The sequence below is a fragment of the Halobellus ordinarius genome (assembly GCF_031823395.1).
GTDB lineage: Archaea > Halobacteriota > Halobacteria > Halobacteriales > Haloferacaceae > Haloquadratum > Haloquadratum ordinarius.
Window position 1 is genome coordinate 1 of record NZ_JAVQKJ010000008.1, and the last position, 17,744, is coordinate 17,744.

A 17,744-nucleotide genomic window follows, 5' to 3' on the forward strand; every position below is an offset into this window, starting at 1 on the left:
TTCGACAACCACCGTGAGTGACGGCTACTGCATCTTCTGACTCCACATACCTGCCTCTGATGGCGTGAGACTACAAACAATCGACCCTACCCCGTCGTTGTCTTGCGTTCAACAAGGCAAGGTATTAGCAGCTTCACTTCACTCGCTAACATCTTAGTAGGCCACTACAGCGGTCATCCATCGGCTCATACTGGTTTCGATCCTCATCTGTTCACAGCTGCAATCACTTACTTTTGCGGCTATCGAGACGCGGTACTTGGTCTGCTTGCTGGTTCTGACACGCTGTAAGCATCAGGTATTCACAGTCCCACAGCCCACCAAGTTGTACAGGTAACGCACGTTCCTTGTTCAGCTCTGGTTCCACAGGAACGCTGAGCGCCTACCGGACTGGGTATTCCTGGCGCGTATATACTGCCTCATCTGGCTTGCGTAACACAGACACCTATCGTACCTGTGTCGCCTGCTGTTCCTCGTGAACCTAAGGAACCTAAGGTTCGCGCAGTCCCCGAAACTTACTGAGTACGGACAGCCCCAACGTCCACCATCGCATACCCGGTTCGGTCCTGCATTTGTTCGATAGCCTGTTCTTGCTCCGAAAGAACACGGTCAATTGTCTCTACTGCTGTTGGCTTTTCGTCTGTCCCGAGATCCATAATGAACCCACCAAGCATGAAGAGTGCCTGTTCATACCGACGTGGATCACCGTCTGGGCAGCTTTCGCGGAACGCCTGACAAAATTCACCGTACTGGTTTGGGCTTTGACTGGCAGCGCGATACAATCGCTCACCACGCTCTCGAATCCCCCAGAGATACGCGTAGGCATTCCACACACGCCGGTCATAGATCGGGAATGTCGCCGAGGATGCATTCGGCCCGCTCGCCGCAAGATGAAGCAGAAACGACGGCGTCACGAGTCCAGACCCCGAAATAATCCCTTCGTCCCGAAGCCGATCACGAACGTTTCGCACAGCCGTTGACGGTCGTTGCTCTACGTATCGATCCATATCGAGCTGCGAAATGACTGGAGCAATATCTGTGAACGGAATCCGGCGGCTCAGGTCCTTCCATTTCCACAGTTGACGCGCTCGTTCAACGAGATCAGGCTCAGCTAACGCCTGTAGGTACTGCTCGTTATCTTCCTCATAGACTCGATACATTGACGCCCAATAAGGCACGTTCAACGGTGGGTCGGACATACACATCAGCAGTGGAGCCAGCGGAATAGAGATTGTGCCAGGTACCTGCTCTGAGATCATTATTCTCAACTGCGTAGAGTCAGTCGTAGCTACGCCCGGAGCTACAGTGTAGGTGACCTAGCTCACCTTAGTAGGTGAGTGTTGACTGGAAATCGATCTCTGCAATACTCTCCCAAAGATACTTAGATAACCACACAAGTCAAAAAATCGTAAAATGGGGCTACTTGGGAAGTACGCAGTATATCAATGGGTGTCGGGTGGCAATGGTGGTGGTGGGGATAGCGACGGAATCGCTGTCCTTGTCATTATTGGCGCGATTATCGCGGCGATCGCCGGCATTCTATGGGCTGTGACAACAATTCTCTCGATTGTATGGAACTTCATTTATGGACTTGTTCGTCCGGTCCTCATTGTGTTCCCCCCTGTTACTGTTCCGCTTGCAGTGATTCTTATTGGCTGGCTATTCACGTTGATCGGTCCATACCCGACTGAGAAAATGGAAGCATTCTTAGATGGTACTGACGACAAACTCTCGTTCACTGGGAGAAGTGCCTGGGCACTCATCGCCATCAATAGCATATTCATTATGGGGCAGTTCGATCTGTTCCCAGAAGCTAATGGCGTAGTCGGAATTATTTTCGCGCTGGTAGTCGCCCTCTTTTTATTGTACGGCTTGTACGAGGTATTCCATCTCCCCTACCGATGTACTCGGTTGTTATTGCACGCGCCCGGGGGAACTCGCTACGTCATTGCGTTTCTTTCACCGGTGATATTTATGTTAGTATCGGGTGCATTCAACGTCTCACTTAATATCCCTGTAGTGTCCTCGATAAGCCTAAACTCGGAGATCGCTGTTGCTGTTGGTGCACTTACTATCCTTAATGCAACATATCTGGGTGGAGTACTCGCCGTTCTGTGGAAGCAAGACGAAATCCATCGTGAATCACCCCAAACCAAATCGGATACTCATCCAGACGATTCGTCCTCTAGTGTATCACCGACTAGCAGACATACGAGAGAGTAGGAGCTACCGGCGCGTGATAACAAGGCAGTACTGGAGTACAATTCAATGTGACTGACTGCGAGATCTGGAACGACCCGGGGTAGTTCGATGAACGCGATGCGGACAGAAGATACATACAGGAGTGATCACGCGACAGTTGTCATTACTGTCCAGATTTGAAAGATAGAACCCATTTAAAAGAAAGTGGGTGCGTGATGGAACGGTTCCAAGGACGGATGTCGAGTCAAGCGAAGTGGTGATCGACCCGGACAGACAGAGGGAGATCGATTCGCAGGGCCGAAGGAAAAGACACGGATTCAGAGTCTGGGACGCATAATGACAGTACGACTATACCGAACCCGTGTGATGGGTACTATACTTCACACATAGTTTGATAGCAATTACAGACTACTCTTCGCCTATGAAATGCCTAGGATGAGAAGCGAACCGACGTTCGTAGTCAACCCTGACGGAGACATCAGCTACGTGAACAAGGCTGCTCTGTCTCTCTTTGGAGCCTCGCCAGACCGTTCGATAGTTGGAACCTCAATCTTAGAATACATCTCATCGTCGTATCACGCGCCGCTAATTGACCAGTTCAAACGTATCGATAGCGGAGACGCATCGGCGATGGGACTGACACTCAAATCGAGTCTTGAAAGCGATGATTCCCGTGAATTCATCGCGCTAAGTACACCTGTTGAATGGGATGGTAGCGAGCAGATTCAACTCTTGCTTTTTGAGACAGATGAACAACTACCATCTGGTCTTTCCGCACGGACGATGGACGCTTCACCGATCGGGATTACTATCGACGACGCCACTCTCAACGATGAACAGGTCGTCTATGTCAACGACGGCTTCTGTGAACTCACAGGGTACGAACGCGAAGAGATTCTTGGAAGAAACTGCCGAGTCCTACAGGGCGATGAGACTGACGAAGGAATCATCGCTGACATTCGACGGGCGATCGACGCTGAAGAGCCTATTACCACCGAGATTCGCAACTACCGCAAGGACGGCTCAATGTTTTGGAATCGGCTCACAATCACACCTATTGAGGACGAAACGGGGACTGTCACGCATTTTCTTGGCTTCCAAGAGGACGTATCCGAGCGGAAGCTCTACGAACGGGAGAAAACGCTCTTTGAGATGCAGGCTGACGCAAGCGAGCAATCGGTTTTCATTACGGACGCCGCGGGAACGATTGAGTACGTCAATTCCGCGTTTGAGCGAACGACTGGCTATTCGGCCCACGAGGCTATAGGGCAAAATCCACGGCTTCTGAAATCCAGGCATCAGGATGAAGAATTCTATCGGGAGTTATGGGAGACGATCACCGCCGGTGAGGTTTGGGAAGCGGAACTCACCAATCGGCGCAAGTCTGGTGAGTTGTACCAAACGACCCAGAAGATCATACCGGTGACTGCCCCCGATGGAGCTATCACCAATTTCATCGCCATCGAAGAGGACATCACCGACGCGCAATTCATCGAGCAGGTGCTGCACGTGATGGATCGGGTGATGAGACATAATGTTCGGAACTCCGTAACAGCGATCAGTGGCTATGCTGACCTATTGGAAGACAAGTTGGATGAAGAAGAGCACAAAGCAGCGATCCAAACGATTCGGGACCACGCTGAGAAGCTCGGCAAGCTGAGCGAAGAAACCAGAGCTATTCGGGAGTTGTTCCAACGCCGTCATGCAGAACATTCCCTCTCGGTAGATACGATCGAGGGATTCGTTGCAAAGCGGCAGGAGATGCATCCTGACGCAGTACTTGATCTCTCGATAGATGTTGAGGACGGAACAGTTATCCAGAACGGAAGCTTGCTTCAGTTAGCGATTGATGAAGCGTTGGAAAATGCGATTGTTCATAACGACCGAGACGACCCTCGGGTAGAGATACAAGTGACGCAGACAACAGATGGAACGGAACTATCTGTGGAGATTGCGGATAACGGTCCCGGGATGCCGGACGATCAGTGGGACGTGATTATGGCCGGCGAAGAGACGCCACTCTCGCATACAACAGGCATTGGACTGTGGCTGATCTATTGGACGCTGACTGCGCTGGGCGGTACTATGGACTGCGCCGAGAACGAGCCACGTGGCACTATCCTCACCTTCCGAGTGCCGCTTGCCGTGGGTGGACGGATTGAGGACTGGAATTCGGACACTTGAACACGTCGGTACGTAGAACTTAGTCACTTAACGCCTGGTGCACATCTTCTTCGGTGATCTTGGCATCACCGTTGCGGAACAGGCTGTTTCGGGCCGCCTCGTCAACGAGACTGGTCAAGTCTGCGGCAGTCATTCCGTCTGTTCTTTTAGCGATCGTCCGAATCTGTTTCCGTGTCAGACGGCAAGGTCTGTTAGACAACTGTGCTTGCAGGATTGAAGCGCGGGCGTCACAATCCGGCATCCCGATATGGATCTTCTTGTCGATCCTGCCAGATCGAATTCCCGCGTCATCCAGAGACTCCAGGCGGTTCGTTGCACCGATGAATACGATATTGTGCTCATCCGTGTTCTCCAGCCGGTTCAGGAACTCATTGACAACTTTCGTGTCTTCCTCGTGTGCCCGGCCAGCACCGCGGTTCTTCAGCACTGAATCTAATTCATCAAGGAACACCACGGCTCCCCCACCCTCTTCCGCAACGGCTTGTGCTTCCTCGAAGAGTGTCTGCACCTTCTGGGACGACTCGTTGATCCACTTGCTCTGTACGTCGGATCCGCTCAGCTTCACGAACGGGAGTTCGAGTTCCGTGGCGAGGGCTTTCGCCAGGAAGGTCTTCCCCGTTCCAGGCGGCCCGTGGAAGATAATGTTCGAGGGAGTTATCCCGAGTTCGACTGCCTTCTCGCGGTGCGTCGTGAGCGGCTTAATCACGTCTTTTTCTAATTCTGCTTTCTCATCATCCATTCCCCCAACGTCATCGAAATCCACGCCTGACCTCACCGTCCAGTCGAATTCCAATTCGGTCAGGTCGATACGATTACTCTGGGTAGACTGGCTCTCTTGTCGATATTCGGCTCGTGCTTCATCTGGGGTCATCGTCAGAGTTGACGAGTCTGGTGCAGGCTGGTGGCGGTTCTGCTCGTCCGATGCCCACTGCATCGTTTTGTCTCGTACAAACTGAGGGTCAAGCCCATCCTCATCTGAAGTCGCTGGCGAAGGGGTCGGGTCTGTTTTTGGTCGCCATAGTCGATACGACGCATACGTGACAGGGACGACGAGTACTACTAATGCAGCGCCTGACTCCAAACTCGGGCCAAATCCACCTGCAGTACCCCAGCTAATGACAGTACGAATTGTTCCTGCACTCGATCCAATAAGTCCGGCACCACCAACCAGCGTGTAGGTAGTCCTACCTAGCAATTGCGGCGGTTCAATCGACTCCAGTATTTCCAACAGGACTGCTAATGTCACTATTGCGGCAACGATAATGGCAAGCAAGGCTCCACCAACGGAGAGCGGCCACACGATACCACCAATGTAGGGGTTCGAAAGCTGGGAATGTACTACAGCATATCCGCCCCTGACGACCACATACGCGAGGATAGCACTACTTCCATAGGCGCAAACCCCAGATACTGAAGGTCTCATTGACGAGTACTATCAGTCTGTGGGATGGAGAAGCGGCAGGAAATCCATCTCAGCCGGCTCAACGACGTAATTCTCCGTATCCCAATAATCGGAGCTTGGGGTCTGTTTTTCGACTCTCTCTTTCGGTGCACAGCCGATGAGCCGGACACGAGCGCTCGATGAAGTCCAACTGATCACGTGAGCGCGGATGTATAGATCTGCCTTAAGCGGCTTATCAGTACACACTAACAGATCCGGGCGACGAACCTTTCGAGTCGCGGTCGCTTTGACATCAATATCCATCTCGAAGAGCGAATGGTCTTTTCCATCATCGCCCCCGCTGTAGGTGCCTGTGTCTATGCCAATCCCGTACAGCTTTGCAACGGCGAGTTCGCCGAGAAGGCCGATCTGATGGCTGGTGAGGGCATCACGGTTACCAAACACAGTACCCTCATCGACCGCTGAGCCGTTGCGCTTCTCCGCAAGGCTCAACGCCTGCTGAATGTCTTCTTTCGTCAGTTCGACGACGGGGAGTGCTTCGAGCGGTACCTCTGCGGGAGTCAGTCCGAGAGATTTTTCTCGGGACAGGTGCTTCTGTGTCATGGGTGCTTCACTTCTAGGTGGACACCCCCGGTCGCGTCTCATCCACGCGGCCTTTCTGCGAGGCGAAACCGGGTTGATGTCTGCACCCGATTGTATGCTACCCAGTAAAAAGTAGGCTTGTATTTCTATCCAGAACTCTGTATTAGAACGCCAAATTTCGGTGGTTTCCAGGGGAAACAGGGGGGTTCAGGGAATACGAGTCAGTAAATCAGATTCCAGATTCTCCGACATAGACTCAATTTCATTCGTACTCCACTCAATCTCCCAGGTTTCGTCAATATCGGTGAAAACGAGAGAGACGCGGACTGGTCGCTCAGTTTGCTGTTGATGCAGGGCAACAGCGTAGGCCTTCATCTGGTTCTCGTAGTACTCCGCATCATCCTCGATCTCCTCTGGCGTCACAGCTCCCGTCTTGTAGTCGATGATGTGGTATGCATCGTCGCTCACGAGGAGATGATCAATATAGCCGGCAATCTCGCCGCGATCGAACTCCCCAGTGACGTACAGCTCGTCATACTGGTGTTCAACTTCAACTTCCGCGGCCTGTTGGTCAACGTATTCGATTCCTCGTTCCGCGTGTTCACTTACGCGGCGCTGCAACTCATCCGTGAGTTCGACAGTGGCGTCCTCATCAACCAGTGTCTGCTCCATAAGATTCGGCCAACGTGATTCCGGGGGGCGTAGCTCACAAATCCGGTGCACCATCTCTCCGAACACCCTCGGATCGATTCCTGCCTCGCCTGTCGTTGACTCCTGCTCGTGATCGGGGTCGCTCTCACTGTCCTGCCCTGCCAAATCATCCTCTCCGTGACGATCGTCTGGGCTATCTTCCGCCTTTTCGACGAAGGCCGTTCGAGTCTCCTCATCAACTTCCAACTCCCCATATCCGCCGAGTAGTGCAGCTAGATCAGTCGCTGACAAGCGGAATGTGATGTCACGTTCCGGTGGATCCGGTGACAGCTCCATTGTTGGATCCACGCCCCTCGAATCCGGTTCAAGCTCGACTCGGGGAGTCGGCAACGAAACCCGGTACGAACCCTTACCGTATGACCGGATGCTGGTGATTTCCGAATCTAATTTGCTGCATACTTCGTCGGGGAGAAGAGCCGGCTGTACCCAATCTCGCCAACTTGATGCCGACTCCGGATCAGCGTCAGCGATCGCAGCAAGCGACAGTTCTTCAGCGTCATCGGCGAGTTCGTGATGTCCGCACAGTAGTAGGTGATCACGAGCCCGGGTGCAAGCCACATAGAGCACTCTCTTTTCCTCGGCTCGCTCTTCTTGGCGACGACGTTCTCGAACTGTTTCACGGGCAATTGTATCTTTCATTTCGAACGGATCGTCAGGGCTCGGGGCTTTCATCCCGACCGCGTGTTCGTCGCCCACACGTTCGAATTCGACTTTCCCGCCACCGAGCGAAGCATCGTCTTTGAATCCACGGCTGAGTTCGGGGACAACCACGAACGGGAACTCCATTCCCTTCGAGTCGTGAATCGTCAGAATCTGTACTCCCTCATCGGTCGTTTCTGCCTCACTCTCGCGTCCACCGAGTTCTACCCGGCGTTCGATCCGGTTCACGAGCGTGGTGAGGCTGCGAACACCATCGTCGCTCCATCCGCGCAGTTGCTCCCGGAACTTCTCGACGTTTGCCATCGCTTGCTGAGAGCGATCGCCGGCACTCACATTTACCAGATACCCCGTGTCTTCGAGGATTTCAGTGAGGAACGCAGCCCACGATCCGTCGAAGCCGACGGTTCCATCATCACCGAGGCCAGCACGACGACGCCACTTACAGAGCAATTCGTTGGCTGCAGTCAACTCCTCTGCATCTGTCGTCGCAAGGGCGTCCCATAGTGTTTCGTCGTGGATCTTGAGCTGTGCGAGGGTATCGTCGGTGAATCCGAATAGTGGTGATCGAAGTACTGCGTAGAGAGCGCGCTCATCCTGCGGATCGGCCAGTGCTCGGAACAGGTTCAGCAACGCGGTGATCTCGGTCGTCTCGTAAAAACCGATTCCGGACGCGACAGAATACGGGACTTTCGCTTCGTCCAGCGCTCTCTCGTAGGCCTTGAGATGGGTTCGACTGCGGATGAGGATTGCAATATCATTCGGTTCAATATCACGTGGTTCAGGCGTCTCTTCGTCAGACTCGGAGCCCTCGGGATAGACCTGGTATGGCTCAGCAAGCACCTGTGAGAGGCGCGCCGCAAGGGCCATCGCTTCCAATTCGACATCGCTCTCGGGTTCAGCATCAGCGAAGTCCTCATAGTGGCCGAACCGGGCGTCTCGAAGCTCTGCGTCAGTGGGTACGAGGAGATATTCGGCACTCCCTATGTCTGCTGGATCCTCTCGCGCTGCGGTCAATCGCTGTGGCTCTGCTTCGTACGGCTCTCCGTCTTCGTCGAGGACAGCCTGGAACAGCTCGTTAATTGTCTCCAGCACTGTGGGGAGTGTCCGGAAATTCGTGGTAAGCTGATCATCTCCTTGATCGCTATCCGGTGCTGTTTCCTCGTAGATGGTTTGTTCGAGCGTTTTTGCGATCTCCTGGAACTGCGTTACGTCGGCATTCCTGAACCGGTAGATGCTCTGTTTAACGTCACCGACCACGAAGACATTCCGTGCGTCGAACGTCTCCGTTTCAGTTGCCGTTAGGAGTTTGATGAGATCCCACTGACGAGGGTCTGTATCCTGGAATTCGTCCAGCATAACGTATTCAAACTGCTCACGAAGTTCTTTCCGGACGTGCTCATTACTCTCGTCGTCAAGGAACTCAACAGCATACGTGATGAGATCGGAGAAATCGACGGCATTCTGTCTACGCTTTCGATCTTCGTATTCGTTTATAGCGAGGAGCGTCAACTGTGCTAATGCTTGAACTAGTGGGAAGCTATTCGCCTCTAGCTCCGGATCGACGCTGACTGCGTAATCTTCCGGTTGGAGTGTCTCGACAAGCTGCTCTATTGCTGCATCGAACTCGTCTTTCCACGGACTATCTCCCCAATGTGTCTTCGCTCCAGTATAGTCTGCGTAGCGTTCGCCGCCCCCTTTCGTGAGATGAATACTAAGCTTCGAGATTGTCGTCTGTTTTGAGCGAGTTGGTACGCCGTCGTCGAAGTCGTCACTGACAATCTCGAAGATCGCCACAACTTGCTTCCAGGCTGTTCCCTCTGTCGAGATGTCCGGGGGATTCTCCACCATCTCTCGAAGCGTTGCGAGAGCCTCGGTGAACTCTGGATGGGCGAGTCTTTCGGCTGCCTCGTCCGGGTCAATAGGATGGAGTTCGGACTCAACGAACGAGATGTATTCTTCCTCGGTCGCGTCGGCCCACCGTTCGGCCCATTCGATGCTCTCCGGGCGCTCATTTACGAGGTCGGTTAGTACGTCCTGCAGTTGATTACGGGAAAATCGACGCGCGAGCGTTCGGACCGCGTCGTGATTCTCGCGTTCTTCGAGGACAGTGCCAACAGTATCGTGAATCAGTGCAGTTGTCTCGTTCTCGTCGAGGGTATCGAAGCCAGGGTCGAGACTGTCGACACTCAGCGCGTGTTCTCTTAGGAGTCGGGCGCAGAACCCGTGCAGCGTGTGAATATATCCGTGTTCGAGTTCATCAGCGACCGTTCGCCAGGCTTCGAACTCGTCCGCATCAAGTGATGCAATCCGGTCGGTGATCTCACTACGGACATTATCTTCAAGCTCGTTTGCTGCTCGCTCCGTGAACGTGGTCGTGAGGATATTCTCCGGGAGCAACACCTCGCTCCCTTCTCCCCCGTCAGTCGCTGCTTCTAACGACTTCTCAATCATCCGCAGGTATCGGGCCGTCAGTGTCGTAGTTTTCCCAGTACCTGCTCCTGCGGTGAGCGTCACGTTTCGATTAAGCGCATCGACAGCTCGCTGCTGTTCGTCGGTCAGATCGTCGTACGAAACCATCGTTACTCCACCCCCACGACATCTTCAGCATCGACATCACGGGCCATCGGGGGAACATACGCCGAGATTCCATCGTTATCGATGTGCTGGATCGTCTCCTGCCGCTGATGCGACCGCACATCGCAAACGTGGGCATAGTCACAGTACCGACATCCGGCATCTGACGGATCGAGTACCGTTGGTTGGAAGCGGCCTTCTTCGATTCCGGCTGCAAGTTCACCGAGTCTTTTCGTAGTCGTTTCTTCGACGAAGGTTCGGAACGCTTCGTGCGTTTCAAAGTGTGGATACGAATGACGTAGCAACGGCGTCTCCACTTCGTCGCTTCCCTGCCAAGTAGCCATCTCCTGTGACGTGATCTGGCCGCTTCGAGAATTCACGGACGTTGGCGGGGAGACCTGATAGTAGGCTGCGCCGACGGTCTCAATCCCATCAAGGGCGTCTTCGGCCATCAAGGCATAGAGTGGCAGTTGGAAGTTCAGACCGAGTAGCGCCTCGCTTTCACCGGGGATCGATGTTCCAGTCTTGTAGTCACGGACAACTGCCTGGAGAGGGCTAGTTCCGGGAACGGTATCAACACGGTCAATCAGTCCGTGAACTGGGACTGATCCATATTGCGTCTCTATAATTGCCGGATCGTCTGAAATTGGCGTCCCGGCATCGTATGGCTGGCCGACCCGTGCCTCGAACCACGTCGGGCGGCCAGTCGTTTTCGCAGGCTCGTCAAACTCGTGTTTGAGGAATCGATAGAACAGCCCTCGGGCGACTGGCTTCCCTGCGTCTGTTTCTCCTTTGGGTCCGTAGTATCTGTTCTCCTCTGGCGTTCCAAGTCCAGCGAGGACTGACGTGAGCCACTGCTCGTGAAACGCAGTTTCTGGATAGTCAGCGAACGCGTTATCGAGTCGAGTGAGAGCGATCTCAAGGAGTTGGTCTTGGCGCTCATCGAAATCGCCACCAGGATTGACGGGCTCTCCCGACTTCGACTGCAGGGAGAGATAGTAGTGTTCGAGCGTGTCGTGGATATAGGAGCCACGAACGCCAGGATCTGGCTCTCGCGTTAGCGGATCCGGAGCTTTGATCCCGAGTACTCGTCGCATATAGTACTTGAATCCACACGCAGCGTAGGTTTCGAGTCGACTGGGACTGTAGGGTTTGCGCTCGGTCGCTGCGTGAACCTGAGCGACCGTTTCTGGGGAGAGTTTCCCGTCGTAGGGCGATAGTGTCGCGTCTGCTCGCGCTGAGGAGCACTCTACGCCATTTCTGATGCGGGTATGTTGGTTGGGGCCGAACGTTCCTGCGTCGGCTGCCTCGTCGATGAGCGCCTCTTGTTGGGCGTCTGATGCCGAGCCCCAGACCTTTCCGATGGCCCGTTGAACGTCTTCCTGACTTCCCGCTGCAGCGTGATCTCCGTCGATTGTTATCTCGTCGAGATCGATGAGCCGACGGAGTTCAGTCATCACGTCAGCCTCAACGTACGGGTCACCGTTTTGGCTACGCTGTGGTGCCGATAACTGGAGCGATGACTCATTTACGGCGATTGCACCGAACTGGTAGCGAGCTTCCTTCCCGGCATCCTTCTGCTCGAAGTCGGGATGGGCCTCATAAATCGGCTGAGCGAACGAAAGTTGTTCTATATCCGACGGGAAATGCGAAGCAGTCATACCGAGCATATAGACGTGATCAAACTCGTGTAGGAACGCTTCGCCCAACCCGCAGACGGTGACACTCTCATCATCGGGACGACCACTCCCTCGAATCGACACCCCCGCAAGAGCCCGTTCGAGCCGCTCGGTGGGATCTCCGATGTCGGGATCCGCTACGGGTGCCGAAAGCACCAGTGTCTCAAGCACGCGGTCGAGCCGATTCTGGGCACTTGATTCTCGGGCCCGGAATTCGGACGATACGGCATCGCTCTCCAGGGTCGCCAACACTCCAAGTCGTTCGAGAAGTGCATCCACGTGACCGGGGAGTGATTCAAGCTCTACCGTTGACAGCGCCTCTGCGTCCTGGACGATCGACTCAATAGTCGCAGCGACAGTTTCGTCAACGTGTTCGAGAACTCTATCGAGCCCAGTCGTCTCAACACGAGCGGCAACGCGGGTGAGTTCCTGATGATCAATCGGTTCTCCTTGATCCGACACTGAGACAAGAGGATTCGTGAGTAGCGCGAGAACCGTATCTATCGATCGCGGCTTACTGGCAAGCGTACAGATCGATTCGACGACCTCTCCCAGTGCAGTCTCTGTAAGCGGGACTTCTGTCTGTATCGTGTACGGGAGCTCATACACATCGAATGACTCCCGAATCTGGTCGGCATACTCGCTTGGGCTCGTCGGTACAACGCCGATAGTGCTCGGATCAACGCCGTCAGCGAGTTGGCTACGGATCTGCCTCGCTACGAGCCGGATTTCGTCCGAAACCGTTTCTGATTCAACGTAAGAGAGCCCCAGCGCTGCCGGATCGATGTCATCAGTCGAGGGAGCATTCTCAGGATGCCGATAGAGATTAGCCGTAACACGTCGTCGGGCGTCTACTGATGGCGTTGAGTCCGGTTCATAGTGCTCTCGTGAGAACCCGAGTTCGAGATACGTTTCGAGCGCCCGAGCGGCACCTTGATCGATCCCGGAGACAGTATCCGAATCGGCCTGCGTCGGCAGTATTGCGACTGTGGGCCACGTATTGCTAATTCGTTCCAAGAAGTCGCGTTCAAGCGCATCGAACTGCGTGAATCCACCAAGAACGACTGCATCCACAGCAGGTAGTAGTTGGTCAAGCGGCGTCTCCATCGTGATGACGTGATGCATCCGCTCTGTCCGGTACGTGTCAGGAAGCTCGTCAGCCAAGATTTCCTGCCGAACTGTCTCGATTCCTTCAGCCAGTTCTGCGGCGTGGTGAGCCCGGTCTGTTAGTCCCTCTTCGAGGAGTCGCTCGCGCATCGCTTCTGAGGACAGTAGGCCAGCAAATTCGAGTTCAGTATAGAGATTCTCGGCCGCATCAACGAGTCCTGCACGAGGGAACCGGTCGCCAACATAAAACGGGTTTGCTGGGGAGTCTATCTCTTCAACTCCGAGTTCCACAAGCCGGAAAAGAAGAGGTCTATCGATGTAGGTTACCCTTCCCTTGTACTGATTTCGTTCATAACATTCCGAAACAACATCGTCGAAGGTACGGATGCTGAGACTCGCAGAATGGCCGTGGCCCTTCCAACGATCTTTCGTTATCTCTTTCGGATGTTCCTGTTGACCGATGTAGAGAATGCTTTCGGGATGATCGCCCACCGTCGTCGAAAGTGTTCTGAACGCCTTGTGCTCCAAAAGCGAGAATGTAGGACCGGTAAAGACCTGTGTAGAAGACATACTCCGGTAGTGACTCAAGACGGACAAGAAAGTTTGGCAGAAATTTAGCCATCTGAATGTTATCGCAGTGAATCTGATTAGGATTCCCATCAGAGGCTATCTGTCGAATTCGGATGGAAGTTTTATGTTGGCGTGCCTGCCACTTGAGGAATATGAGTAAACAAAGGGGAGAAATAACGCCGCTCTTCGAGGCCTGTCAACCTCGATCCGACGTTATCGACGGGACGTTGGAAGAAGAGCAGTTTGCGGCTGACTTAGCAACCGTCGCACACGAATCTGACGAGGCGGCGTCAGTGTATCGGAACACGGGTGAATTCTTTGATACCACGTATCCAACTGAGGGCCTCACGACCCTCTTGAGTAACCTCTCCGGACGGTTCCTGAGAGCTAATGGTCGAGATTCGCACGGATACAAGAGTAGCATTCTCTGTCTCGATACAACGTTTGGCGGTGGGAAGACCCACCAGCTGATCGCATCGTATCATCTCGCTACGAATCCATCGGAGATCGGTAACCTCTCCAAATTCGTCGATAAAGACCAACTCGCTTCTGATTACCTTGATGCGGTTGACGAGGGTCTCGATGCAAATACGGCGGTCTTCGTCGGCGGGCACGTCGACGCGCAGAGTGCACGAAGCAGTCGATCCGATCCCGAAGCCCCAGATACGAACACGATGTGGGGGGAAATTGCCTACCAGTTGTTCGGGCTGGAAGGCTACCGTCAAATCGAGAGCTACGATCGGGACCGGGATGTTCCGGGCACGAACACTCTCAAGGATCTGCTCGATCTCAGTGATCAGCCCTCTGTCGTTCTTATCGACGAGATTGCAGAGTATCTCGAAGATACCTCGTCAACAACGCTCGAAGACGCGACGCTTGCGAGTCACACTGTGTCGTTTATGAAGAAGTTGCTGACGACGGCGGCACAGGACGACTCTCTGACCGTCATTTACAGCGTCGCCGATTCAGCATTCACTGACGAAGCCGAAGAGGTTCGTGGACTCGTCGATGAACTCGACCAAGTCGTAAAGCGCCAGCAGAAGATCCTCACTCCAACGGGTGAAACTGAAGTCGGTGCCGTTCTTCAGCATCGTCTCTTCGACGAGATTGATTTCGATGTGGGGAATGATGTCGCAGAACGGTACTTCCACTTCTACGACCAAGCACCGCGTCAATTCCCGCAAGAAGTCCACGAGGACAGCTATCGGACGAAACTTGAACGTGAATATCCCTTCCACCCGAGTGTCATCGAAACGCTGACCGAGAAGATCGACACGATTCCAGACTTTCAGCGCACGCGTGGGGCGTTAAAGCTCCTCGGACGGGCGATTCACTACCTCTGGAATCACCAACCCACGGAGTATGACCGACATCTCGTTCGGCTCTACGATCTGACGCCTGCGGACGACGCACCCGACGGGAGCATCCGAGCGACGCTGAATGAATCGTTATTCGAATTCGTTGATCTGAGCGCTGCCGTTACCGCAGACATCTATAACCGCGACGAGACCGCTCACGCCCAGCTTGAAGATGAGAAGTGGACTGAGAAGGGAATCCCACCTATTGGGTCACATATCACGACGACAGTACTCTGGAACAGCCTCGCGTTCGGCGAACAGGCCTCAGGAATCGCACGAAGCGCGCTGAACGAGGCAGTCGGCCATCCTGACATTTCCTTCGACCACTACGACAACGCCCTGAAAAACCTCGCAGGAGACGATATGAATGTCGCCTGCTACTACCTCTACGATGAGGACCAGATCCGGTTCAAGGCCGAGCCGAACCTGATTCGGATCATAGACCAGCGGATTCAGAACACGGCCGAGGAAAAGGGCCGAAATCGGTTTGAAGCACGGCTGGAGCGCGAGGTCGGAACTGGTGGGTTCAACATCGAGATGTCCCCCGAAAATCCCGCTGACGTTCCTGACACTTCGTCGCGCCCCACGCTCTGTGTGATGCATATGCTGACTGCTCCTGTCAAAGCGCAGCGTGGACAAGAAACTCCAGTTCCAGACAAAATCCAAGAGCTGTACGAGAAGACAGCCGCAAAACATGGCGGCAAGGTTCAGAACCGATCGTATAAGAACTACGTCCTGTTCCTGGCTCCCGACTCGGAACTGTTGGATAACGCGGTCGACCAAGCGACTCGGCTGGAAGCAATCGAGGATCTGCGGGACGACTCCCAGCAGACAGCAGACCTCTCCGACGAACAGCTCCAGGAACTCCGCGAACGCGAGGACGAAGCGCGTGGGTTGCTCGGGGAGAGCGTTCGAAACGTGTATAGACACCTGTACTATGTCGGTGACGACGGTCTCACCCACGTAACCATCACATCGGTGGACGCCGGCGGCGGGACGAAGCTGGTGGATGCGGTCCGGGCGACAATGGAAGATATGAACCGCATCATCAGAGATGATGATCCACCGAAGGGAAAGGTCTGGTTCGAGCAGAAGCTCTGGCAGAGTCAGAAGAAGCGGATGACGACAGGAGCACTCGAAGCGCAATTCGCCAGGAAACCGGGGCTGCCCTTCCTCTTAAGTACGAAGCCGCTGCGAAAGACCATTGCTCGAATGGTCTCCGATCACGGATACGCGTACTGGGACAGCGAAACAGGAACCGCTTACTGGAACGCACAAACGCAGGCAACGAACTGGAACCACGATCAGCCACTTCCCGAATCCCCGGACGTGGCGACATCAATCGCCGATTCGCAGGTCAAGATAGGTGACGAATACGAGTTGTTCGAGAGTATCGACGCCCTTCTCGAACAGCACGGCAATGAGATCGAACCCCCGAAAGCCACGGAGTGTGACGAGTGTGGTGCGGAATTACCGAAGAACAGCCCTCACTCGCTGTGTGAGGAGTGTCGGTCGAAACCAGCCGAGTGTCGTGAGTGCGGGAAGACGATTGAGGGTACGACCAAATCGGACGAGCCGATCACATGCGAGGAGTGCCGGAGTACCGGTTCGGAGCCCTGGAGCAAATCGACAGGATCTGTGAGTGCAAAACGAGCCTTCAGCGAGATCCGCAGTCACGCGGCCTCGCAGGCCGGAAGTGACTCAACGCCGGGCGTGTCGTCACTCATCGTGGAGATTGAGGGTGATGAGCCGTTCAAGCACGGGTCGTTCATAGCCAAGCGCTCGCCACTGAAATCCCGAAGTGAGGACATCACAGTAGATCTGGAGTACAAGAGTCGCGCCAGTATTGGTGAAGGCAACGCGAACTTTAGTGCGAATTTCACTGGGCCGTTAGAGGCGTTTACTACGCTCAACCAGACCCCAGAAGGATTCAGTGACCGTGCCGGTGGGCAAAAACGTATTGAACTCAAGTTTAAGTGGCAGGTAGACAAAGCCGAATCCATCACGGACGAGGAAGACGACATCTTGGCCGACCTCAGTGATGACTTGGATGGTACAAACATCACGGTCCGTACGCAGGCGAAAGGTCCGAGCGACGTTGAAGAGAATAAAGAATGAGTATCCAACACAATCAGGAACAGATTGATTCGTTCGCGCTCGGGAGTAGCGTTTATGGCGGGCGTCCAACCTTCGCCCTTGTACGGGACGAGGATGGAAAAGACGTGACGTTGACGCTGTACGAGCTGCTACCAACGGAACAGGCGAACGCCCGACGCCGCCGCCTTGAACGTCGTCGCCAGCAGGCCTCGAAAACTATGCCGTTCGGTGAGATCATCGATGAAAATGTCGATGGTGTTGATGACTGGACGTGGGACAATTGGGTGGCTGTGAAAGTGCGGCAGCTTTCGGGGAGTCGTTTACGGAGTATTCTTCAACTAGTGGATGAGAGTCTGAGGGGTTCAGAGCACAATCACACAAAAATCACTAGTACTGGTGATTCAGCAGTTCTCCTTTATGAAGGGGCTGGAATTAGACTTTCACTAGGTTTCATCGGCATCAAACCATTGAGAAGGGTTGATCGGATGCGTGCGTTATCAAGAGGCATATCAAAGATGAGTTTAGAGGAGTGCTATTACTGGTATGCCAAGTGTCGGTCACCTAACTGTCCAGGTGGGGAGAAAGCACTCCGAACGCTGTTAACGGGAAATAGAACATAAA

The 17,744-nt window shown here is 54.1% G+C and carries 9 protein-coding genes; 4 read left to right on the plus strand and 5 right to left on the minus strand.

Features of this window, described 5'->3' with window-relative positions:
* Positions 1-512: 512 nt before the first annotated feature.
* Complete coding sequence (locus RJT48_RS12610; RefSeq protein ID WP_311172650.1) at positions 513-1,196, minus strand: hypothetical protein; 684 nt, start codon at positions 1,194-1,196, stop codon at positions 513-515.
* Between the two features lie 214 nt (positions 1,197-1,410).
* Here RJT48_RS12610 and RJT48_RS12615 point away from each other — a divergent pair, with 214 nt between their 5' ends.
* Positions 1,411-2,220 (plus strand): hypothetical protein, encoded by an 810-nt coding sequence (locus tag RJT48_RS12615; RefSeq protein ID WP_311172651.1) that lies wholly within the window; start codon positions 1,411-1,413, stop codon positions 2,218-2,220.
* A gap of 414 nt (positions 2,221-2,634) precedes the next feature.
* Positions 2,635-4,383 (plus strand): PAS domain-containing protein, encoded by a 1,749-nt coding sequence (locus tag RJT48_RS12620; RefSeq protein ID WP_311172654.1) that lies wholly within the window; start codon positions 2,635-2,637, stop codon positions 4,381-4,383.
* Positions 4,384-4,402: 19 nt separating this feature from the next.
* Here RJT48_RS12620 and RJT48_RS12625 read toward each other — a convergent pair whose 3' ends face one another.
* From RJT48_RS12625 to RJT48_RS12640, 4 genes are all read right to left on the minus strand, one after another.
* The gene (locus RJT48_RS12625) at positions 4,403-5,317 is read right to left on the minus strand and encodes an ATP-binding protein (RefSeq protein WP_311172655.1); all 915 of its coding nucleotides are present in this window, start codon (positions 5,315-5,317) and stop codon (positions 4,403-4,405) included.
* A 501-nt stretch (positions 5,318-5,818) separates the two neighbouring features.
* On the minus strand, positions 5,819-6,388 hold the full coding sequence (locus RJT48_RS12630; protein ID WP_311172656.1) for a hypothetical protein: 570 nt from the start codon (positions 6,386-6,388) through the stop codon (positions 5,819-5,821).
* A 186-nt stretch (positions 6,389-6,574) separates the two neighbouring features.
* Positions 6,575-10,315: a UvrD-helicase domain-containing protein gene (locus RJT48_RS12635; RefSeq protein ID WP_311172657.1), complete on the minus strand. Its 3,741-nt coding sequence runs from the start codon at positions 10,313-10,315 to the stop codon at positions 6,575-6,577.
* A 2-nt stretch (positions 10,316-10,317) separates the two neighbouring features.
* Positions 10,318-13,668: a PD-(D/E)XK nuclease family protein gene (locus tag RJT48_RS12640; RefSeq protein ID WP_311172659.1), complete on the minus strand. Its 3,351-nt coding sequence runs from the start codon at positions 13,666-13,668 to the stop codon at positions 10,318-10,320.
* A 152-nt stretch (positions 13,669-13,820) separates the two neighbouring features.
* Here RJT48_RS12640 and RJT48_RS12645 point away from each other — a divergent pair, with 152 nt between their 5' ends.
* Together RJT48_RS12645 and RJT48_RS12650 are read left to right on the plus strand one after the other, a co-directional pair.
* Positions 13,821-17,144: an ATP-binding protein gene (locus RJT48_RS12645; RefSeq protein ID WP_311172660.1), complete on the plus strand. Its 3,324-nt coding sequence runs from the start codon at positions 13,821-13,823 to the stop codon at positions 17,142-17,144.
* Complete coding sequence (locus RJT48_RS12650) at positions 17,141-17,743, plus strand: DUF7680 family protein (protein ID WP_311172661.1); 603 nt, start codon at positions 17,141-17,143, stop codon at positions 17,741-17,743. Before RJT48_RS12645 ends, RJT48_RS12650 begins: the two co-directional genes overlap by 4 nt.
* Position 17,744 lies beyond the last annotated feature (1 nt).